At 72.7% G+C, this 21,740-nt stretch carries 16 protein-coding genes; 6 read left to right on the top strand and 10 right to left on the bottom strand.

All coding sequences use genetic code 11. The annotated features are described in order from the left end of the window. Positions 1 to 15 precede the first annotated feature (15 nt). Positions 16 to 1,743, top strand: a complete 1,728-nt coding sequence (locus tag V1260_RS04020) for a helicase (protein ID WP_329745505.1) — start codon at positions 16 to 18, stop codon at positions 1,741 to 1,743. A gap of 172 nt (positions 1,744 to 1,915) precedes the next feature. On the opposite strand, the gene V1260_RS04025 is transcribed toward V1260_RS04020, so the two are convergent. After that, positions 1,916 to 2,932: a LacI family DNA-binding transcriptional regulator gene (locus tag V1260_RS04025; RefSeq protein WP_329745506.1), complete on the bottom strand. Its 1,017-nt coding sequence runs from the start codon at positions 2,930 to 2,932 to the stop codon at positions 1,916 to 1,918. Between the two features lie 195 nt (positions 2,933 to 3,127). On the opposite strand from V1260_RS04025, the gene V1260_RS04030 reads away from it, so the two are divergent. The 4 genes from V1260_RS04030 to V1260_RS04045 are packed head-to-tail and all read left to right on the top strand — an operon-like array spanning position 3,128 to position 8,743. Beyond that, on the top strand, positions 3,128 to 4,504 hold the full coding sequence (locus V1260_RS04030) for an ABC transporter substrate-binding protein (RefSeq protein WP_329745507.1): 1,377 nt from the start codon (positions 3,128 to 3,130) through the stop codon (positions 4,502 to 4,504). A 45-nt stretch (positions 4,505 to 4,549) separates the two neighbouring features. Continuing rightward, positions 4,550 to 5,494 carry a carbohydrate ABC transporter permease gene (locus tag V1260_RS04035; RefSeq protein ID WP_329745508.1) on the top strand — a complete coding sequence of 315 codons (945 nt, stop codon included), beginning with the start codon at positions 4,550 to 4,552 and terminating at the stop codon, positions 5,492 to 5,494. 1 nt (position 5,495) lies between these two features. Further along, entirely contained in the window at positions 5,496 to 6,314 is an 819-nt protein-coding gene (locus V1260_RS04040; RefSeq protein ID WP_329745509.1) for a carbohydrate ABC transporter permease, read from the top strand. An 8-nt stretch (positions 6,315 to 6,322) separates the two neighbouring features. Then, the gene (locus V1260_RS04045; protein ID WP_329745510.1) at positions 6,323 to 8,743 is read left to right on the top strand and encodes a TIM-barrel domain-containing protein; all 2,421 of its coding nucleotides are present in this window, start codon (positions 6,323 to 6,325) and stop codon (positions 8,741 to 8,743) included. Between the two features lie 176 nt (positions 8,744 to 8,919). Here V1260_RS04045 and V1260_RS04050 read toward each other — a convergent pair whose 3' ends face one another. The 6 genes from V1260_RS04050 to V1260_RS04075 all read right to left on the bottom strand — a co-directional run bounded on the left by V1260_RS04050 (position 8,920) and on the right by V1260_RS04075 (position 15,282). Further along, positions 8,920 to 10,584 (bottom strand): CotH kinase family protein, encoded by a 1,665-nt coding sequence (locus V1260_RS04050; protein ID WP_329745511.1) that lies wholly within the window; start codon positions 10,582 to 10,584, stop codon positions 8,920 to 8,922. 118 nt (positions 10,585 to 10,702) lie between these two features. Beyond that, a complete protein-coding gene (locus tag V1260_RS04055) occupies positions 10,703 to 11,638 on the bottom strand; it encodes an FAD binding domain-containing protein (protein WP_329745512.1) in 936 nt (311 codons plus the stop codon). 4 nt (positions 11,639 to 11,642) lie between these two features. Continuing rightward, complete coding sequence (locus V1260_RS04060) at positions 11,643 to 12,431, bottom strand: ABC transporter permease (protein WP_329745514.1); 789 nt, start codon at positions 12,429 to 12,431, stop codon at positions 11,643 to 11,645. Then, positions 12,431 to 13,300, bottom strand: a complete 870-nt coding sequence (locus V1260_RS04065; RefSeq protein WP_329745515.1) for an ABC transporter permease — start codon at positions 13,298 to 13,300, stop codon at positions 12,431 to 12,433. Before V1260_RS04065 ends, V1260_RS04060 begins: the two co-directional genes overlap by 1 nt. A 32-nt stretch (positions 13,301 to 13,332) precedes the next feature. After that, on the bottom strand, positions 13,333 to 14,172 hold the full coding sequence (locus tag V1260_RS04070) for an ABC transporter ATP-binding protein (RefSeq protein ID WP_329745516.1): 840 nt from the start codon (positions 14,170 to 14,172) through the stop codon (positions 13,333 to 13,335). A gap of 27 nt (positions 14,173 to 14,199) precedes the next feature. Next, entirely contained in the window at positions 14,200 to 15,282 is a 1,083-nt protein-coding gene (locus tag V1260_RS04075; protein ID WP_329745517.1) for an ABC transporter substrate-binding protein, read from the bottom strand. Between the two features lie 272 nt (positions 15,283 to 15,554). Here V1260_RS04075 and V1260_RS04080 point away from each other — a divergent pair, with 272 nt between their 5' ends. Beyond that, entirely contained in the window at positions 15,555 to 16,199 is a 645-nt protein-coding gene (locus tag V1260_RS04080) for a nucleoside deaminase (protein ID WP_329745518.1), read from the top strand. Between the two features lie 7 nt (positions 16,200 to 16,206). On the opposite strand, the gene V1260_RS04085 is transcribed toward V1260_RS04080, so the two are convergent. From V1260_RS04085 to allB, 3 genes are read right to left on the bottom strand one after another with little or no spacing between them, the layout of a single operon-like run. Then, positions 16,207 to 19,050: a molybdopterin-dependent oxidoreductase gene (locus V1260_RS04085; protein WP_329745519.1), complete on the bottom strand. Its 2,844-nt coding sequence runs from the start codon at positions 19,048 to 19,050 to the stop codon at positions 16,207 to 16,209. Further along, entirely contained in the window at positions 19,047 to 20,306 is a 1,260-nt protein-coding gene (locus V1260_RS04090) for an XdhC family protein (protein WP_329745520.1), read from the bottom strand. Before V1260_RS04090 ends, V1260_RS04085 begins: the two co-directional genes overlap by 4 nt. Then, positions 20,303 to 21,730 (bottom strand): allantoinase AllB, encoded by a 1,428-nt coding sequence (gene allB / locus V1260_RS04095; protein ID WP_329745521.1) that lies wholly within the window; start codon positions 21,728 to 21,730, stop codon positions 20,303 to 20,305. Before allB ends, V1260_RS04090 begins: the two co-directional genes overlap by 4 nt. Positions 21,731 to 21,740 lie beyond the last annotated feature (10 nt).

A 21,740-nucleotide genomic window follows, 5' to 3' on the forward strand; every position in this document is an offset into this window, starting at 1 on the left:
GGCTATCGTCGCCGAGTGCCCACCTCCCGCCGCTCCAGCACCCGTCGACGCCGCAGCTCCTCGCGACGTCGCGGCTCGAGCTCCGCGCCGCGGGAGCTGCCGTTCGTCGGCCCCGGCGAGCGCCTGTTCGTGCTGGACGTGCCGTACGGGACGCAGGTCGAGGGGGCGTCGTGGCATCCGGCCGTGCGGATGCACCTGCACGTCGGCCGGGAGCTGCCCGCGCATCTCGCGCCCTACTCCCCCGGGCCCCACACGCTGGGACGCTTCCTCGAGAACGAGCTCAACCCCGGTGCGCCCGCGAAGGTCCCGCCCCCGGCCGAGGATCTCGAGCCGCGGCGGCTCCAGTACGAGGCGGCCGACGCCATCGCCGCCCACGCCGAGGCCGGCGGGCGCCTGTTCCTGCTCGCCGACGAGCCCGGCGTCGGCAAGACCATCTCGGCGGTGCTGGGGGCGAGCGCCGTCGGCGACCTGCGCGGGGCCGAGCGGGTGCTGGTCGTCGCCGACCGGCCCGCCGCCATCACCATCGGCCACTGGTGCCGCACCATCACCGCCCTCGGCGACAGCGGCCTGGACTGGGTGGTGATCACCTGGGACCGGCTCGAGAAGGTCGCCGGCCACGACTGGGACGTGATCATCGCCGACGAGGCCCATGCCCTGCGTCGCACCTCCACGAAGCGCTGGAAGCTGTGGGCGGGGATCTCCGGGCACGGACGCCCGCACGAGCAGGCGCCGTTCGTCATCGCGACCACCGCGACGCCCGGGCACACCCCGCTCGAGCTGCCTTATCTCGCGCCCGCCTACGCGCAGGCGCACGACGAGCCGATGACCGCCTGGACCTCGGCGAAGGATCCCGCGGGAGACTTCGCGACCGCCCTCGAACGGCACGGGATCGCGCTCGAGAAGGGCCGCTACGGGCCGACCTGGACGAGCGATGCGACCCGTCGGGCGGAGGATCTCGCGCGTGTGCGCGGCTGGCTCGCGGACCCGGAGCCGCCCGCGATGCTGCACCGCGCCGCGCCCTGGGGGCCCGTGCCGATCTCGGGCCTGCCGGTCGCGCTGACCCCGGCGGAGCGGGACGCCTACGAGGCGGACTGGGGCGAGTTCTGCCGCGAGATGGACCTCGCGAGACGCGGACGGAACACCGCGAAGGGCCGCGCCGCGCTGCTGCGCTTCCGGCAGAAGGCCGGGCTGCTGCGCGTCGACTCGACGGTGCAGTGGATCGCGCAGCAGGTCGAGGCGGAGCGGCAGGTGGCCTGCTCGGTCGAGTTCGTGGGCACCGCCGCCGACCCGATCACCGACCGGCTGCGCCATGCCGGGATCGAGGTCGCCACGATCTACGGCCAGGGCCGCTTCGACATGGAGGCCGAGCGGCTGCGCTTCCAGACGGGGAAGGCGTCCGTGTGCGTGTTCACGACCGTCGCCTCGATCAGCCTGCACGCCGGGGAGAGCCTCGCCGGGGGTGGCACCGCGAGCACCGCGCCCCGCGTCGGGATCTTCCACCAGGCGCGGTTCTCCGGCATCGCGGGCCGACAGGTCACCGGCCGCACCCACCGCGACCACCAGGTCTCCCCCTGGTACATCGCGTACGCCCAGGACACGGTCGAGGAGCAGGTCAGCAAGGTGATGGTGGAGCGGATCGCCGCGGCCTCCGACACCGTGGGCGGCGACACCGAGGGGCTCGAGGACGTCGCCCAGCTGCTCGGCGCGGACTGGCTGCCGACAGGGGCCATGACGGAGGGGTGAGGGGCGGACGGGCCCGCCCTTGCTGAAACTCCGTGCCAGGCGTGACCTCCACGACCTACAGGTCCTCAGGTCACGCAGGGCGCGGAGTTCCAGGACCGGCGGACGGGTCGGGCGTGACGAGCTGGGGCGGGGCGGCGAGACCAGACGGGACCCGAGTGAAGTCCGCCCCAGATCACCGCGCCGCCGGCGGCCCCACCGACTCCCCCTCGATGAGGCGCACGGGGACCGGCTCGGGGTGCTTCGCGGCGGCGACCTCCACGCCGTCCTCGAGGGCCGCGAGGAGCAGCGCGACGCTCTGCTCGGCTTTGGCGCTCATGTCCTGCCCGATCGTGGTGAGCACGGGCGTCGTCACCTGCGAGATGTCGAAGCCGTCGAAGCCGATCACGGACACGTCCTCCGGGACGCGCAGCCCCGCCGCGGTGAGCCCGCGCAGGAGGCCCGCGGCGAGATCATCGGCCGAGCAGAACACCGCGGTGGGTAGGGGGTCGAGCGCCGCGATCCGGGCGGCCGCCGCGACTCCGGAGGCGACGGTCGTCTGAGTGATGCCGACGGGGGCCGACGCCGTGACCCCCGCCACCTCGAAGGCCTCGCGGAAGCCGCGCCACCGCTCGTCGTCGACGCTGACCACGTCGCGGAGCGGCCCGAGGAAGATCGCCGAGCGATGCCCCCGGTGCAGGAGGTGCTCGGCCGCGAGGCGCCCGCCCTCGGCGTCGGCGGTGCGCACGGTCAGCGCCCCGTCGATCTCGGCGTAGTTGTCGGAGAAGAGCATCGGTACGGCGTGGGCGTCGAGCAGACGCTCGACCTGGGTGCCGAGGGTGTTGATGACGATCGCGCCCTCCACGTTCCAGGAGCGCAGGCTCGCGACCGTGGCCTGCAGATCGGTGGCCGGGATCATCATCGAGACGTAGCCGCGCGCCTGGAGGAGGCGTGACAGCTCGCCGACGTAGCGGGCGTCGTGCGTGGACGTCATCGCGCTGCCGTCCCCGTTGACCACGAGGGCGACGATCCGCGAGCGCCGGCGCGAGAGCGCGCGGGCGGCACCGCTGGGGACGTAGCCGGTCGTCTCGACCGCCTCGCGCACCCGCTGCGCCGTGGCTGCGCTGACCTTGTGCGTCCGCCCGGCGAGGACGTTCGACACCGTCATCGTGCTGACCCCGGCCGCCCGGGCCACGTCCGCGAGTGTGGTCATGTCGCCTCTCCCCGTGTCTCTCGACTGTTCTCTCCACTGCCGTCTCGGCAGTTCTCCCGAAGGCCCTTGCCGGCCCCGGTCACCTGCGCTACTCTATCCGGAGTTTAGCGCTAAACCTAACCATTGTCGCAGGCCAGGCGCAGAACCTGTTTTCCGCATGCCCCCGCACTGAACACCTAGCAAGGATGGTGGACCATGTTCAGCCGACGCTCCCTCCTGTCGACCGCGGCCCTCGGCCTCGTCGGCGCCGCAGGCCTCTCGGCCTGCTCCTCGAGCGGCCCCGAGAAGCTCGAGGCCGCCCCCAGCGGCCATCCCGTCCAGGGCCGGACCCTCACCTACGACCCGAATCACCTCGTCAACGACGGCGAGCCGATCTCGCTCGAGTGGTGGCTGTGGGACGGCGACGACATCTTCGGGAAGTTCGCCGATGCGTACTCCGCGATCCACACCAACGTGGAGATCACGATCGTCAAGCAGCCGTGGGAGGACTACTGGACCAAGCTGCCCCTCGCGCTGAAGGACAGCGGCAAACCCGCGATCTTCAACATCCACAACAGCTACCACGCGAACCTGCTGCCCTATCTCGAGCCCTACGGCGTCGACCTCGACGCCCTCAAGGCGGACTACCAGGCGGTCGACGCTCACGAGATCGACGGCAAGGTGTACTACGTCGATTACGGGCTCATGTCCGGGGTCATCTACTACAACACCGACATGTGGGCGGCCGCGGGCCTCACCGACGCGGACATCCCCGCCACCTGGGACGAGCTGCGCGAGGTCGCGAAGAAGCTCACCATCGCCGAGGGCGACTCCTTCACCCAGGCCGGCTTCAACTTCAACGGCCAGTTCAGCGCGTTCACGCCGGGCATGCCGTACCAGCTGGGCCAGAACCTCTTCGCCGAGGACCAGGTCACCCCGACCTTCGACACCGCGGCGCTGGCCGAGGTCGTCGCCCGTTTCCAGAGCCTCTACGACACCGACCGCGTCGGCTCCAAGGACTTCGGCACGGCGGCCGGCGACTCCTTCGGCCAAGGCCAGTCCGCGATGGTCTACTCCTGGACCCACCTCGGCGGCACCCTCGCCGCGGACTTCCCGGATCTGAAGTACGCGACGTTCCCGACCCCGGTCCCGGATGCCTCCGCCGAGCCGTACGCGCTGGACCGCTACAACGGCGAGTCCACCATCGGCATCAACGCGGGCGCCGACGACGCCGCCAAGGCCGTCGCCCAGGACTTCCTCGCCTTCTTCCTGACCAGCCAGGAGAACCTCAAGGAACTGTGCCTGAACTACCACGTGTTCCCGATGTACGGCCCCCTCGCCGAGGACGCGGACGTCATGGCGGACCCGCAGCTGTCCTCCCTCGCGGACGGCCTCGAGCGCTACATCTGGCCCGGCCCGATGCCCGCGACCTTCGAGACCAGCTCGACCACCCTCTGGGAGGACGTCCTCTACAACGGAGTCGACCCGGCCGAGGCGATCGCGACCGCCCAGGCCACGATCGAGACCGATCTGGCGTCCCTCGACTTCACCGCCGTCGAGGACAAGTACGCCTTCTACCAGCCCTCGAACTGATCGGACGCGGGGCCCGGCACAGCTGCCGGGCCCCGCGGAGGAGCCATGCACACCACCACCGCCCCCGCCCCGCGCACCCGGCGCCGGAGGAGGATCGTCTACAAGGGCGAGGCCTCGATCCGCAACACCGTGGTCCTCGCGCTCATCGCGTTCAACCTCCTGCTGCTGGTGATCCCCGTCGGGATCGCCTTCGCCGGCAGCTTCCACAACTGGAACCCGCTCAGCGGGGTCTACGACCCCGTCGGCCTCGACAACTACGTGCGCATGGTCCAGGACCCGCGCCTGCTGCAGTCGATCACCAACACCACCGCCTTCGGCGTGGTCGTGATCGTGGCCCGCGTGGTCATCGGCCTGGCCCTCGCCCTCGCGATCTTCTCGCGGGCCACGCGCTTCAAGACCTTCTTCCGGGCCCTGTTCTACATGCCGACGGTGACGCCGCTGGTCGCCGTCGCCTACGTGTGGAAGATGATGTACGACCCGCAGGTCGGCGCGATCAACACGATCTTCGGGCTGGACGTCAACTGGCTGTTCGACACCTCCTTCGCCCTCCCCGCGATCATGCTGATGACGATCTGGAAGGACTTCGGCTACGCCGTGATCCTCTTCCTCGCCGGGCTGTACTCGCTCCCCGAGGACGTCATGGAGGCGGCGCAGATGGACGGCGCGAACGCCTGGCAGCGCTTCCGCCGCATCACCTTCCCGCTGCTGCGGCCGATGACGATCTTCGTCGTCATCACCTCGCTGATCTCGTACCTGCAGGCGTTCATCCAGGTGCTCGTGCTGACCAAGGGCGGGCCCGGCTCCTCCACGTTCCTGCTCTCGTACCTGATCTACGACGAGGCGTTCGTGAAGTACAACTTCGGCTACGCCTCCGCGGTCGCCTTCGCCCTGTTCGTGGTGACGGCCGTGCTGACCCTGCTCTCCTTCGCGGCGACCGGGATGCGGATCCGCCGCCCCGGCTCCTCCCGCACCGTCCGGACGGAGGCCTGACATGCGACGCCTGCCCTCGCTCCTGCTGCACGCCGGGCTGCTGATCATCGGCGTGATCACCGTGTTCCCGTTCGTCTGGATGCTGCTGAGCGCCTTCAAGCCCAACAGCGAGATCCGTGCGCTGGACCAGTCGCTGCTGCCGCGCGAGTGGACCCTCGAGAACTTCCTGACCATCCAGGAGAACTTCGACTTCCTGCGGCTGTTCTCGAACTCGGTGATCCTCGCCGTCACCATCACGGCCATCTCGATCTACACCAGCGTGCTCGCCGGCTACGTGCTCGGGAAGTACGTCTTCCGCGGGCGGGGCCTGCTGTTCGGCTTCATCCTCGCGACGATGATGATCCCGTGGGCGGTGACGATCATCCCGCGCTACACGATGTTCGCCGACGTCGGCCTCAAGGGGACCTGGGCCGCCCTCATCATCCCCGCGGTGTTCAGCGGCTTCGGCATCTTCATGATGAAGCAGTCGATGGACTCGATCCCCGACGAGATCCTCGAGGCCGCCCGCATGGACGGCGCCTCGGAGCTGTACATCTTCCACCGGATCGTGCTGCCGATGAGCACCAACTCGATCAGCGCGCTCGCGATCTTCCAGTTCCTCTGGGTGTGGGAGGACTACCTGTGGCCCTATCTGATGATCGACGACGACTCCCTCCAGGTGCTCGCCGTCGGCCTCACCACCTTCAGCGGCCGCTACTCGACGGACTACGGCGGGCTGTTCGCGGCGACCACGCTGTCGATCGTCCCGGTCCTCGCTGTCTACCTGATCTTCCAGAAGCGCTTCATCGCCGGTGCGGCGAGCGCAGCCGTCAAGGGGTGACCCCACCGATGTCCGATTCCCTCCTCTCCGCGGACGGCACGATCCGCGGCGACACCTATCGCATCTCGCCGGTGGCCCCGCGGGTGGTCCGCCTCGAATGGTCCCCGACAGGTCGCTTCGAGGACCGCCCCTCGACCTTCGCGATCCGCCGGGACCTGCCCTCGCAGCCCGTCCGGGCCACGCGGGAGGACGGCCGCCTCGTGGTCGTCTCGGACCACTACCGGCTCGAGTACGACGAGGGCCCGTTCAGCACGAACGGCCTACAGGTCCAGGTCACCGGCGCGGTCTCCGCGTATCACTCGGTGTGGCGCTACGGCCAGGATCTCTCCCTGCCGGCGCATCACGAGGGCCGACGCCGCGGCGAGAGCGTGCGCGTGCTCGACGGGAACCTCGGCGGGGCCGCCCGGACCCTCGACGAGGCCGACGGTCCGATCCCCCTCGAGCCGGGCGTGAACTCCCGGCACGGCTACGCGGTGATCGACGACTCCCGCTCGATGGTCTTCGACGCCGACGGCCACCTCGTCCCCCGCGACGCAGAGCCCGAGGCGCTGGACCTCTACGTCTTCACCGCCGGGCACGACCACATCGGCGCCGTCGCGGACCTCCACGCGCTGAGCGGACCGCAGCCCCTCCTGCCGCGCTTCGCGCTCGGTACCTGGTGGAGCCGCTTCCACCGCTATGACGAGGACTCGTATCTCGCCCTGATGGATCGCTTCCGGGATGAGCGGATCCCCCTGTCGGTCGCCGTGATCGACATGGACTGGCACCTCACCGACGTGGATCCGCGGTACGGATCGGGCTGGACCGGCTACACCTGGAACCGGGAGCTGTTCCCGGATCCGGCCCGGTTCCAGCGGGCTCTGCACGATCGCGGACTCGCGGTCACGCTGAACGTCCATCCAGCCGACGGTGTGCGCGCCTTCGAGGAGGCATATCCGGCGATGTGCGCAGCGCTGGGGCGTGAGGCCGACGGCGAGCCGATCCTCTTCGACGCCGCGGACCCCGCCTTCATGGACGCCTACTTCGAGGTGCTGCATCGCGGCCTCGAGGCGCTCGGCACGGACTTCTGGTGGATCGACTGGCAGTCCGGCCCGTATTCGCGCCGGGCGGGGCTGGATCCGCTGTGGGTCCTGAACCATGGGCACTTCGAGGACAACCGGCGGGACGGGCGGCGACCGCTGACCTTCTCCCGATATGCCGGCCCCGGCTCGCATCGCTACCCGGTCGGATTCTCCGGGGACTCGGTGACGACCTGGGAGACCCTCGCGTTCCAGCCGCGCTTCACGGCGGCCGGGGCGAACATCGGCTACGGCTGGTGGAGCCATGACATCGGCGGGCACATGGAGGGCTACCGCGACGACGAGCTCGCCGCCCGCTGGGTCCAGTTCGGGGTGTTCTCCCCGATCACGCGCCTCCACTCGAGCAACTCCCCGTTCGCGGGGAAGGAGCCCTGGCGCTTCGGCGCCGCGGCGGAGGCGAGCATGACCGCGCATCTGCGCATGCGGCACCGGCTCGTGCCGTACCTGCATGCGATGAACCGTCGGGCGCATCTCGAGGGCCGCTCCCTCGTAGAGCCGAGCTACTTCACGGACCCCTCCCCGGAGGCGTACGAGCGGCTGGACCAGTACTCCTTCGGCTCGGAGCTGCTGGTCGCGCCGATCACCTGCCCGTCCGCGCCGGACACCGGCCGGGCGGGTGTGGACGTGCGCCTTCCCGCAGGCCGCTGGACCGACATCACGACCGGCCTCAGCTACCGGGGCGATCGCACGGTGCGGATGCATCGCGATCTCTCCTCGATCCCCGTGCTGCTGCGCGCCGGAGGCTTCCTGCCCCTGGCCGCGGAGACGGAGGACCCCTGGTCGGACTCCACCCGTCCAGATCTGGAGATCCTGGTGGCGGTGGGGGCGGACGGCGCCTTCACCCTCTGGGAGGAGCCGGAGGAGGGGATCTGGACCAGCCTGCCGATGGAGGTCGACGTCGCCGCCGGGGTGCTCCGCCTCCGCGACGGCGGCGGAGCGCTGGGCGGCCGGCGTCTCGTGCTGCGCGTTCTCGGGGCCGACACCGACGCCTTCGCGGATCTCTCCGGGGATGCGGCGGGGGTGTCGGTGCGCCGCGACGGCGCCGCCGCGCTCCTCGACCTCGGCTCGCCTGCTGCGGGAGCGGAGATCGAGCTGCGCTCTGCGGGCTTCACCACGATCGGCGGACCAGACCGGACGGCGCAGATCGAGGATCTCCTCCATGCCGCCCAGGTCGGGTTCGCGCTCAAGGAGCGGGTCCTCGCGGCCGTGCAGCGGGAGGGCGCGGGGGCGCTCGCGGAGCTGAGCGCGATCGGGTCGGCGCCGACAGGCCATGCCCCGATCACCCGCGACTACGACCGGCCCTCCCCGGAGCTCCTCGCCGCCGTCACGGAGATCCTCACCGCGGGGTGACCCAGGGCTACCCGCCCGTCTCCACCTGCTGAAACACCGCGTCAGGCGTGACCTCAACGCCCCACAGCCCGTCAGGTCACGCAGGGCGCGGAGTTCCAGCAGCGGCGGCCGGGACGGGGACGGGGCGTGAGCACTTGCGGCGCTGAGCGCGGTCGGCTCGGCCCCGCCCGGCGCGGTCAGCCCTCGAGCACGGCGGTGATGGTCGCGGCGTCGGCCTCGAGGTCCTCGGCGCTGACGAAATCGGAGGCGTCGGCGGTGAGCAGCTCGACCAGCTCCTGGAGGCGGGCGGCCGCCTGCCCGGAGGTGTAGACGGACTCGGTGAGGTCGGCGAGCGCGGACTCGTAGAGCGCGGCGAAGGTCGAGTCGGCGAGGAAGCGCTCGGACAGGACGTTCCCGCCCATCCCTCCACCCATCCCCCCGCCCCGGCCGCCGGCACCGGCGCCGTCGGACAGCGCCCCCTCGGGCATCTCCCCGTCGGCCGGGGGCTCGAACCCCTCGGGCAGCTCGCCATCCTCGGGGAGGGCTCCGCCGGGCATCCCGCCGCCGGCACCCGCGGCGGCCTCCCCTCCCCCGTCGCTCGCCGCGCCGTCGGCCGCGAAACCCCCGCGGCCACCGCCCATGCCGCCGAAGGCGAGGTTGTGGTCCCAGGCCACGACGGCCCAGGTCGCCGCGTCGGAGTCGTAGTGGAGGTAGGAGTTGTTGCCGGGTCCGTCGATGTCGTCGGTGTTGGCGACCATCTCCTGGGCGGCGAGATAGGCGGCGAAGCCGTCCACGTCGAAGCGGTCCATGAGCGTGGAGGCGAACTCGTCGTCCTCGGACTCCTCGAGGAACTGCAGGAACTCGCCGAGCGCGGCGAAGCTCTGCTCCGTGGTGAGGTCGTCCCCCACCCATTCCGTGTCGAACACGTCGACGTAGTCCGCCTCCGTCTCGCCGCGGTAGGAGTAATCGCCGCCGGCCTGCGCCTTGAGGGTCGCGCCGACCCCGTCGTACCGGCCCTCGTTCCACAGGTCGTCGTCGGGCAGGTCCAGCACGAGGCGCAGCCGCTCCTCGGAGTCGTTCACGCTGAAGCGGGTATAGCTGTACTGCTCGGCGGGGACGCCCGCGGCGGCGAGCACCTCGAGCGCCATCGCCTCGTTGAGGGAGGAGGGGGTGTTGTTGCCGCGCACGGCGAAGTAGGTGCGGCCCGCGTAGCTCTGGCCGTCCACGTACTTGTCCAGGCGGATCACCCAGGGCAGACCCTCCGGCTCGTCGGCCGACAGGCTCCCGTCGCCCTCATCGTCCATGCCACCCATCCTGCCGCCGCCTGTCTGCATCTCGCCGCCGCCGTCCGAGGCGGCAGGTGTGGCGTCGGCGTCAGCGCCGTCCGACGCTCCCCCGGCGGCGTCACCCCCGCCGTCGGACGCGGCCCCGCCGTCAGAGGCTCCCCCGCCCGCGGCCGTGCCGCCGCTCGCGAGGCCGCGCAGGCTCGAGTTGCCCTTGAGCTTGAGGCCAGCGCGCTCGAAGACGTTCCCGTCGATCGCGACGTCGGCCTCGATCCACTCCTTCTCCTCGGAGTCCTGATAGGTCTGGATCATCGCGTCATAGGCGCCCTGGTCCACGGAGACGGCCAGGGTGTGCACGCTCGAGGTGTCCCAGAAGTCGCCCTCGACGGCGCCGGTGACGACGGTGCCGTCGACCCCTTCCCCGTCCGCGGCGCCGGACCAGGTGCAGGCCGCGACGCCCAGCACCGCCCCCAGCCCGCCGAGGGCGAGCACCCCGCGCCGCGAGGGCCGGCGGAGCAGGTCAGGCCACGGGGCGCGGGAGGTCGGAGCGGTCGGGACAGGGTTGTGCGATGCGGTCATTTCCCCGACGGTAGGGACGGCGGATATGCCTGCCGCAGGACGGGGCTGTGCAGCGGCTGTGCGCGCCCGGGCGCCGCACCCGAGAGGCGCTGCCGGCGGAGTGAGGCGAGGCCCCCGGTCAGCGCAGGTGCCCGCCCGGCGCCTCGAGCGGATGGAGGGCAGGGTGCGCCGGCTCCGGTGCGGCGCCGAGCTCCGCGTGGATCTCCTGCGCGAGCAGCACGGACATGTCGCGCCGCCACTCAGGCAGGCCGTGGATGTCGTCGTGGACGAGGCTCCACGGCAGGGCCCCCTCGACGCGCCGGGCGACCTCGGACTCCGCCACTCCGAGCGGGAGGTCCAGCTGCACGGGACGCACCGTCGCCGCGGTGACGGTGAGACGCATCCGCCCGTCGCCGAGGTCGCGTCCGATCAGCAGGACCCCGGAGCGGCCGAGGTTCGACAGGGACAGCCGTCGGAACGCCGCCCGGGACTCGAGCGCGGCCCGCGGGATGTGGAAGGAGCGGATCAGCTCCTCGGGGGCGAGGCCCGTGCGCCGCTCGCCGAGCACGAGCCGGGCCACGGACACCCGCCGACGTGCCCCGCCCGGGCCCCAGATCGTCGCCTCGGCGTCGAGCCCCGCGAGCAGCGAGATCATGGGCCCGGCGGGCAGGGCGGTCGCCACGTTCCCGCCGACGGTCGAGGTGTTCCAGATCTTGAAGGAGGCGACGAAGGCGTCGCAGCAGGGACGGATCAGCGCGGTCGCGGGCCATTCCTCGACGCTCGGAAGTCCGATGGCCCGCCGCTGCTCGGTGACGCCCGGGCGGAGGATCCGGTAGGGCGCCTCCGTGCCGGGGAGGGCGTAGAGCTCGGCGATGGTGCAGGTCGCGGCGATCTCCAGGCCGTCCTCGCGCACCGTCCACGGCTCCCAGCCGGCACTGCGGAGGTCGAGCAGGCGGCGCAGGCGGTCGCTGCCGTAGGAGAACAGGACGGTGCCTCCGGCGAGCCAGGCGTCGCCCTCGCGGAACTCGTCCGGGTCGGCGGTGGCGCGGACCGCCTCGACGGTGGAGAGGTCCACCGGCTCAGACCGCCGTGCCCATGCGCCGCAGCACCAGGCGCTCGAGGACTGCGACCAGTCCGTAGAGGACCAGGGACGCCGCGGTCACGACCACCACCGACGCCCACACCGAGTCGTACCGGGCGCGGGAGACGTCCGAGACGATCTGGTAGCCGATGCCCTGGCCGGTGGCGAGCCACTCCGCGAGCAGCGCCCCGGTCAGGGCACCCGGGATCGAGATGCGCAGCGCCGTGAAGAAAGCGGGCAGCGAGGCGGGCAGGGCCACCTTGGTGAAGGCGGTGAGCTTGCTGCCGCCGAACACGCTGACCACGTCGACCATGGCCGGGGAGGCGGAGCGGAGCCCGAGCACGATGGTCACGAGCGCCGGGAACAGCACCACCACCCCGCCCATAGCGGCGACGGTCCCGGTGCCCCGGCCGAAGACGAGGATGAGGATCGGGGCCATGGCCACGAGCGGCACCGAGCGCAGCAGCATGGCCAGCGGCAGCAGCGCGTCCTCCACACCGCGGACGAGGGTGAACGCGGCCGCGACGACCAGGGCCAGCGCCAGACCGGCGACGAAGCCGATCGCCGCGTCGCCGAGGGTGATCGTGAGGTTGTCGAGCACCGCGGCGCGGTGCGCGACGGCGTCCTCGTCCAGCGCGAGATGGCCGAGCACGTCCAGCGGGCCCTTGCCGATGAAGCTGGAAACGTCCAGGATGCGCAGGCCTCCGGCCCAGATCGCGAGGACCACGGCGAGGGAGATCAGCACCCCGAGCGCGGAACGGGAGAAGTTCTTCAGGGCGTGGACCATCAGGACCTGCCTCCTTCGGTGCCGGCGGACCAGGGAGTCGCGACACGGGCGATGAGCGCGAGCACCGCGAAGGCACCGCCCGCGAGCAGACCGCACACGATCGCGACGCCCCACACCCGCTCGATCTCCAGGGACTGCTGGGCGTTGACCATGGCGGGGCCGAGCCCCCGGTCCACGCCGCCCACGTACTCGCCGAGCACCGCACCGAGCAGCGCGCCCGGCGCCGCGATCTTCAGGGAGCTCAGGACGCTGGGCAGAGCGGAGATGACCTGGACGGTGCGGAGCTGCGTGAGGCGGGTGCCGCCGTAGACGGTGATGACGTCCAGAGCGGCCCGGTCGGCGCTGCGCAGCCCCAGGATCGAGCCGACCAGGGTCGTGAAGAAGACCGACAGCGCGGCAAGGACGACGGCGGTCCCGGAGGGAGCGCCGGAGGCGGGCGGCCCGAGGACGATGAAGATGATCGGGCCGATCGCGACGAGAGGCAGGCAGTAGCTGATGACGCCGAGCTGGGTGATGATCCGTTCGAGCGCAGGCACGAGCATCACCACGGCGGCGAGCAGCAGGGCGAGGGCGTTCCCGGCGAGATACCCGAGGCCCGCCTCGGCGAGGGTGACGGAGGCGTTGCGGGCGTAGTAGGACCAGCCATCGACCGCGAACTGGGCGAGGATCGCACCGGGAGTGGGGATCGCTCCGCCCTCGGCGGCCCCGACCCCGGAGAGCACCGTGCCGGCGAGGATCCACCACCCGGCGATCACGGCGAGGGTGCCGAGCACGCCGATCGCCCAGCGGGGCAGCGGCCGACGGGCGGGCAGGGAGGGGGCGGCGGGGATGTCGTCCGCGACGGCGGTGGTGGGGGTGGCAGCGGTCATGGCATGGTCCTCCTTCTCCCGTGTCGGCGGGCTCACGCGCTCTCGGACAGCGCGGCGGCGCCGGCCGGGGCGCCGAACAGCACCTCGGAGGCGTGGTCGCACAGGGCGTGGAACTCGGGCGTGCGCATCATCTCCGGGGTGCGGGGACGCGGCAGGTCCACGTCGAACACCTCGACGATCCGGCCGGGCCGCGCGCTCATCACGGCGACCTGGTCGGAGAGGAACACGGCCTCGGAGATGCCGTGGGTGACCATCAGGGTCGTCGCGGGCTTCTCGGTCCAGATGCGGAGCAGCTCGAGGTTCAGGCGCTGACGGGTCATGTCGTCGAGCGCGCCGAAGGGCTCGTCGAGCAGCAGCACCTCCGGCTTGACGACGAGGGCGCGGGCGATCGAGACGCGCTGGCGCATGCCGCCGGAGAGCTGGCCCGGCTTCGCGTTCTCGAAGGCGCGCAGCCCCACGAGGTCCAGGAGGTCGTCGATGTAGGGCTCGTTCTCGAGCTTCCCGGCGACCTCGAGGGCGAGACGGATGTTGCCGCGCACGGTGCGCCAGGGCAGCAGGGCGGAGTCCTGGAAGGCGATCCCGAGACGGGAGCTGGCGCGCAGCTGCTCGGGGCTCATCCCGTCCACGAGCGCGGTGCCGGTCGTCGGCGCCTCGAGTCCGGCGAGGATCCGCAGGATCGTGGACTTGCCGCATCCGGAGGGCCCGAGCAGCGAGAGGAAGGAGCCGCGGTCGGTGGCGAGCTGCGTGTCCTGGAAGGCGGTCACGGGGCGGCGGCCCGAGGTGAAGGTCTTGCTCAGGCCCCGGAGGTCGATGCCGGTGGCGCCGGCCTCGGGCATCTCGGCGCGGGGCCGGGGATCGTGCTGCGCGGTCATGGGTGTGCCCTTCGGATCGGGGACGGGTCAGGAGGCGAGGAGGTCGGGGTTCTCCTCGTAAACCTCCTGCAGCAGGGTCGGGTCGAAGAAGGAGCCCTGGTCGACCACGTGGCCGGCGAGCGCCAGCAGCTCGACGTTCGTCGCGGCGAGCTCCTCGGAGATCGTGAACAGCCCGTTCGCCGCGGTCTCCTCGCTGACGACGAGCTGGTTCTGGGCCTCGGCCTGGCGCTGCTCCTTCTCGGGATCCAGGCCGAGGTCCGCGCCGTACTCCTCATAGGCGAGCCGGGCGGACTCCGCCGGGTCGGCGAGGGCGTCCTGCCAGCCGCGGATCGTGCCGAGCAGGAAGGCCTTGAGCTCCTCCCGCCGCTCCTGGACGTTCGCCGCGGTCGTGACGAAGGCGCCGGAGACGAAGGGCAGGCCGTTCTCGGCGAGCGGCAGGTTCACGACCTCCAGGCCCGCGAGGGCGACGGTGATCGCCTCGTTGGTGAGGGTGCAGATCTGCCCGTCGACCTCCCCGTTGATCAGCGGCTGCGGATCGAACTGGACGGTCACCCGCTCGACGTCGGCGGGGTCGATCCCGTTGACCTCCAGGAGCGCGTCGAAGAGCACCTCGTTGGTGCCGGTGGCGACGCCGATCCGCCGGCCGACGAGATCGGCGGGGGTGGTGATCGGGGAGGCGGAGGTGGAGCAGATGGTGAAGGGGTTGCGCTGGAACTTCGCCCCGAGCAGCACGAGCGGCGCCTCCTCCCCCGCGACCATCGATCCGGCGGCGAGCGGGGGGGTCATACCGACGAGCGCGGAGTCGGAGAGGACCATCGCCTCGGAGGAGGTGCCGCTGGGCCCGCCGGGGATGAGGGTCACCTCGTCGAAGCCGGCCTCCGCGTAGTAGCCGCGGGAGTCGGCGAAGTACTCGCCGGCGAACTCGGTGGTGCGGATCCAGTTCTGGTTCACCTCGAGCCCGCCGAGGCTCCCGGCGTCGGCGCCCGACCCGTCGGCCGCGGAGCACGCGGTCAGAGCGAGGCCCGGGGCGGCGAGCGCCCCGCCCAGCAGCAGGCGACGGGAGGGACGGAGCCGGCTCGGGCCGGCGGGGGCGGGTCGGAGACAGGACACGGGAGCCCCTTTCTGGGAGGACGGTCCGGCGAGCCGCACACGGTGCTCCGAGGTCGGTCACCGCACCAGGTCTTCCGGTGACGGCCACGCTATGGAACGACTGTTTCGCCAGCGGTGCGCTCCTGTTTCGACGGCGTAAACCCGGGTCCACAGGCACCCGGACCCCCGCACGACGGCACCCGCGGAAACATGGTCGACACGTCCCGCCCCTAGCCTGACGGCGACCGGAGGGTGCGAGTCCGCACCGTCATCAGACCGCCGGGAGGCAGCCCATGGACCAGCACGCATCCACCGCCCGTTCGACCTTCGGCGTCACCATGCCGGACTGGGTCGCGGAGGAGGTGGCCGCGCTCGGCGCCGCCCCGAGCGGCGACTCCCCGGCCACGCGCACCGTGCTCATGCGGCTGCTGAACCGGCTCGCGGAGCGGAACGTGCGCGAGGGCGGCGGCGGGCCCTTCGCCGCCCTGGTGCGCGACGGCGCGAGCGGGGAGATCGTCGCGGCTGGCGTGAACCGGGTGCTCGCCTCGGGGCTGTCCTCGATGCACGCCGAGGTCACGACGCTCTCCCTCGCGCAGAGGCGGCGGGGTGCCTGGGATCTGGGCGCCGCCGGCGCGGCCCCGCTCGAGCTGTGGGTCAACGCGCGCCCATGCGTCATGTGCTACGGCGCGACCATGTGGTCGGGGGTGACGCGCCTGGTCATCGCCGTGGACGGACCCGAGGTGGAGGAGCTCACCGGCTTCGACGAGGGCCCCATGCCGGAGGACTGGATCGGTCGGTTCCGCGAGCGGGGCATCGAGGTGGAGACCGACGTGCTGCGCGAGGAGGCGGTCGAGGTGCTGGCCGGCTACCGGGACCTCGTCTCCGCGGGCTCCGCGACGCTGTACAACGCGCGGGGCACCGGGGTGCACGCGGGCTGAGGTCCCGTCAGCCCGTCACCCCGGCGGCCTTCATCGCGAGGTACAGGCGGTCCCGGCTCATGGGCAGGGACGTCATCCTCACCCCGACGGCGTCGCGGACGGCGTTGGTGAGCGCCGGGGCGACGGGCGTGTACGGGCTCTCGCTCATGGACTTCGCGCCCAGCGGGCCGAGCCGGTCGCTCGTGGTCGCGAAGAGCACCTCGGTGCGGGGGACGTCGGCGTAGGTGGGGATGTGGTACTGGCGCAGGATGTCGGTGCTCACCCGCCCCTCCGCCTCGACCACCACCTCCTCGTACAGGGCGGCGCCGAGGGCCTGCGCGGCGCCGCCCTGCACCTGGCCGCGGCACTGGTGGGGATTGACCACGAAGCCGGCATCGGCCGCCTGGATGCTACGCAGGATCCGCAGCTCGCCGGTGCGGCGGTGCACGGCGACCCGCACCCCGTGGACGTTGAAGGCGACGGAGCGCGGCGAGCCGTCCCAGTGGGCCTCCGCCTCGAGCGGCCCCGGGGAGTCCGGGCCGGTCGTGCTCGCGGCGAGCTCCTCCCAGGGGACGAGGGCCCCGGTCACCCCGTGGCGGAGACCGGACTCCTCCCCCGCCCAGTCCGACGGGTCCGTGGTCGTGCCGCGGAGCGCCGACGCCCTCTCGGCGAGCCGGCGGCCGAGGGCCTGCGCGGCGTGGAAGGTCGCCTTGCCGGCGACGACGGTGCCGGCCGAGCCGTACGCCCCGGTGTCGTGGCCGACCAGGGCGGTATCCGACTGCAGGATGCGTATCCGCTCCGGGGCGCAGCCGAGCGCGGCCGCCGCGAGCTGGACGTGGACGGTGGTGGTGCCGTTGCCGAACTCGGCCGTGCCCGTCCGCACCTCGATCCTCCCGTCGCCCCGCAGGGCGAGTCGGCTGTGGGAGTGGTGGCCGCGCGGCGGCACGGTGTCCAGCATCGACAGCGCCATGCCGGTGCCGATCGCCCAGTCGGGGCCGAGCCCCGCGATCCCCCGGGCACCGCCGTCGGCCTCCTCCGCCGGGCCGGCGAGCGCCTCCTCGACCAGGTCCAGGCACTGGTCCAGGCCGTAGGAGCCGTACTCGACGTCCGCCGTGGGCGTCGGCGACGTGGAGATCATGGGGTCGCCCTCGCGGATCACGTTCCGGCGGCGGAACGCGAAGGGCTCCAGGCCCAGGGCACGGGCGAGCTCGTCCATCACGGACTCGATCGCGAAGACGGTCTGGCTCAGCCCGTAGCCGCGGAACGCCCCGGAGGGGACGGTGTTCGTGTAGACGACCTCGGCGTCCACCGCCTTGGCCGGCGCGTTGTAGACGGCCAGGCATTCGCCGGTGCCGTGGAACATGGTGCCGGGGCCGTGGTTGCCGTAGGCGCCGGTGTTCGAGAGCAGCGAGAGGTGGATCGCGGTGAGGCGACCGTCGGCGTCGGCCCCGGCCCGGACCCGCAGCCGCATGGGGTGGCGCACCGAGGTGGAGGTGAACTGCTCGGTGCGGGTGTGCTCGAGCTGCACCGGCCGGCCGGTGCGCAGGGTCGCGAGCGCCACCAGGTCCTCGGTGAACACCTCCTGCTTCCCGCCGAAGCCGCCGCCCACGCGCGGGGCGATCACGCGGACCCGCTCGGCGGGCAGGTCGAACAGGCGCGCCAGGGTTCGGCGGGCGAGGTAGGGGACCTGGGTGCTCGAGCGGACCACGAGCGTGCCGTCGGGGTCGAGGGAGGCGATCGAGGCGTGGGTCTCGAGGCTGACGTGCTGGACGCGCTGGGTCTCGAACTCGCGGTCGATCACGACGGCGGCGCGGGCGAGGCCGGCCTCGAGGTCCCCGACCCGGGTGTGCAGGGCGGCAACGAGGTTCGTGGCCGCGTCGGCGATGCCGGAGCCCTCGGTCTTCTCTCGGTGCAGGGCCGGACCGGTGCGGGCCCGGGTGGGGTCGGTGTTCGCCTCGAGGAGCTCGTAGTCGACCTGCAGGGCGCGCACCCCGGCCTCGGCCGCCGCGACGGAGTCGGCGAGCACGGCCGCGACGCGCTGCCCGACGAAGCGGACGGTGTCGTCGAGCACCCGGGTGTCCAGGGGGTCGTCGGCGAGGTGCTCGTGCTGGCCGGTGGAGAACAGGACGTCCGGGGCGTCCTCGTGGGTGAGAACGCTGTGCACGCCGGGGACGGCGAGCGCGGAGGCGGTGTCGATCGCCCGGATGCGGGCGTGGGCGTGCGGGGAGCGCAGCAGCTTCAGGTGCAGCAGCCCGGGCAGCGTCGCGGGGTCGACGTCGAGGGTGTACGGCTCGGTGCCGGTGACGACGCGGCGGGCGGCGGGGGCGCCGAGGCTGCGACCCGCGGCCGCCCCCTCCTCGACGTGGGCGCAGCCGGAGATCGCGTCCTCGATCGCGGAGTAGCCGGTGCAGCGGCAGAGGTTGCCCTTGAGGGAGCGGGGAAGGTCGGCCCGGTCCCCATCGGTCAGCGCCGCGGCGGTCATGATCATGCCGGGGGTGCAGAACCCGCACTGGAAGCCCTGCGCCGTGCGGAACGCGCACTGGACGGGATGCTCGGGCGGGTCCGCGGGGCACGGCTCTGCGGCCGGTGGCTCGATGGTCGCGGCGAGGCCGTTGATCGTGGTGACGCTCGCGCCCGCCGCGCGGACGGCGGGGACCACGCAGCTGTGCACGGGCTTGCCGTCCAGGTGGACGGTGCAGGCGCCGCAGTCGCCTCCGTCGCAGCCCTTCTTCACCCCGAGGCGACCGAGATCGCGCAGGTAGGTGCGCAGGCACTGGCCGGGGCGGGGCGGGGTCGCGGCGGGGGTGCCGTCGACGATCACGGGGGCTCCGACCGGGGGTGCGGGGCGGGAGGTCTGCGGGGTGCCGGTCATGCGGGGATCCTCCCGTGCAGGGGTCCGGTGGTGGTGCGGAGCGGGGCGGCGGCCGCGCGACCGGTGCGCTCGGCGACGACCTCCGCCATGACGGAGAGCGCGAACTCGGCGGGGGTGGAGCCGCCGAGGTCCATGCCGATCGGCGAGTGCAGGGCCTCGAGCTGGGCGATGGTCACGCCCCGTTCGAGGAGGCGGCGGATCCGCTCGTCGTGGGTGCGGCGGGAGCCCATCGCGCCGACGTAGGCGACCGGGAGGGAGAGCGCGGTCTCGACCAGGGGGTCGTCGATCTTCGGATCATGCCCCAGGCACGCGATGACGGTGCGGTGGTCGAGCCGCCCGGCCTCGTCCTCCTCGCGGAGGTAGCGGTCGGGGCGGGCGACGACGATCCGGTCCGCGGCGGGGAACCGCTCGCGGGTGAGGAAGGTGCTGCGCGGGTCGACGACGGTGGTGTCATAGCCGAGGGTGCGGCCCTGGGCGAGCAGGGCCGCGGCGAGGTCGGTGGTGCCGCTGACGATGAGGCGCGGGGCGGGGCGCCTCACGAGGAGGAACAGCTCGGGGGCATCGGGTGCGGGCAGGGCCGGGATGCCCTCGGCGGCCAGACCGCAGCCGGTGGGGAGGGAGACGATGCCGGTCTCGCCGGCGGCGGTGCGGGCGGCGAGCTGTGCGGCGAGGCGGCGCACGAGCGCGGGGTCGACGAAGAGCACGGGCTCGCTCGCTCCGCCGGTCGCGTCGGCCTCGCCGGTCGCGCCGGGCCCGTCGGCCCCGGCGAGCAGTGCCGCGAGCGGGCCCTCCCACTCCCCCGCGTCGTCGGCGAGCGGGACGGGCAGGGCGAGGCGTCGGCTCGGCTCGTCGAGGTTCCACAGCAGCGCTCCCGGTGCACCGTCCAGCAGCGCGTCGAGTCCGGCGGCGGGGTCCGGGGCGGCGAGGGGCTGGACGAGCACGTCGATGCTGCCGCCGCACATGAGCCCCACCTCCCAGGCGGCGGCGTCGGTGTAGCCGTAGGTGCGGCGCTCGGGCACGCCGGTGGCGAGCACCTCGAGGCCCTGCTCGATGAGGTCGGACTCGACGCAGCCGCCGGAGAGGGAGCCGCGCACCAGCCCGCCCTCCCCGATCACCATCGTGGTGCCGAGCGGCCGGGGCGCGGAGCCCTCGGTCGCGACGATGGTGGCGAGCGCGAGGGGCTTGCCGGCCTCGAGCCAGCGGGTGCAGGCCGCGGCGAGGCCACCCGGGAGCGGCGAGGCGAGGATGTCGCTCATGCGCCCGCTCCCGCCTGCTCCACGCCGGGCGTCGTCGCCCCGGGCCCCGTGAGGAACCGGCCGCGCGGGGACGCGTCCTCGTCGGCCGCGAGGATCTGCCCGCGCAGCACCGCATCGACCACCGCGCCCTGGAGCGCGAGGCCGTCGTAGGCGGAGAGCGGGTGACGGTGGGCGAAGCGGTCCGCGCGCAGGGTCTGGGGGCGGGCCGGATCGTAGAGGATCAGGTCCGCGTCGGCGCCCACCTCGAGGCGGCCCTTGTGGGCGAGGCCCACGAGGTCGGCGGTCGCCCGCGCCATCCAGCGACTCACCTGGGCGATGTCGATGCCGCGGGTGCGGGCCTCGGCGGCGACGGCCGTGAAACCGGCCTGGAGTCCGGAGATCCCGCCCCAGGCCTGCTGGAGGTCGGGGGCGCCACGGTGCTTCTCCGCCGGGGAGGACGGCGAGTGGTCGGTGACGATCATGTCGATGAGCCCGGCCTCGAGGCCCTGCCAGAGGGCGTCGCGGTTGCCGGCGTCGCGGATCGGCGGGCAGCACTTGTACTCCGGCGACGCATCCGGCACGGCCTCCGCGGCGAAGCACAGGTAGTGCGGGCAGGTCTCGACCGTGAGTGGCAGACCCTCCGCCTTGGCCTGCTGGATGAGGTCCAGGGCGCGGGCGCTGGAGAGGTGCAGCAGGTGGGTGCGGGCCCCGGTCTCGCGCACCGCCTCGATGAGCCCCGCGATCGCAGTGACCTCGGCGGACTCGGGCCGGGAGGCGACGAAGTCCGTGTACCTCGCGGACGGCACCGCCGGTGCGGCGTCGATGGTGGAGGCGTCCTCGGCGTGGACGATCACGAGCCCGTCGAAGGTGGCGACCTCATGCATCGCCGCGCGCAGCTGGGCGGCGTCGACCGGCGGGAACTCGTCCACCCCCGACGGCAGCAGGAAGCACTTGAAGCCCATCACGCCCGCCTCCCACAGCGGGCGCAGCTGGGCGGTGTTGCCGGGGACGATCCCGCCCCAGAACCCGAGGTCCACCGCGAGTGCGTCGCGGGCGGCGGCCTGCTTCACACGCAGCGATGCCACGTCGATCGTGGGCGGGACGGAGTTCAGCGGCATGTCCACGAGGGTCGTGACCCCGCCGAGCGCGGCGGCGCGAGTCGCGGTCGCGAAACCCTCCCATTCGGTGCGGCCGGGCTCGTTGATGTGCACGTGGGTGTCCACGTTCCCGGGCAGCACCTGCAGACCGTCGGGGACGACGAGGGTGCCGGGCAGGCGCGGGGCCTCGTCCGGGAGCGGGCGGATCGCGGTGATCCGGCCGTCCTCGATGTCGAGCTCGGCCGCGACGAGCCGGTCCCCGAGCAGCATCTCGTGGGCGCGGACGGTGTGCAGCTCGCCGGAGCTCGTCCCGGCTCTCGTCGCGGCCCTCGTCCCTGGTCCTGGCATGGTCCGGGGC

The sequence above is a fragment of the Brachybacterium sp. J144 genome, assembly GCF_036321705.1.
In the GTDB taxonomy this organism is placed as follows: domain Bacteria; phylum Actinomycetota; class Actinomycetes; order Actinomycetales; family Dermabacteraceae; genus Brachybacterium.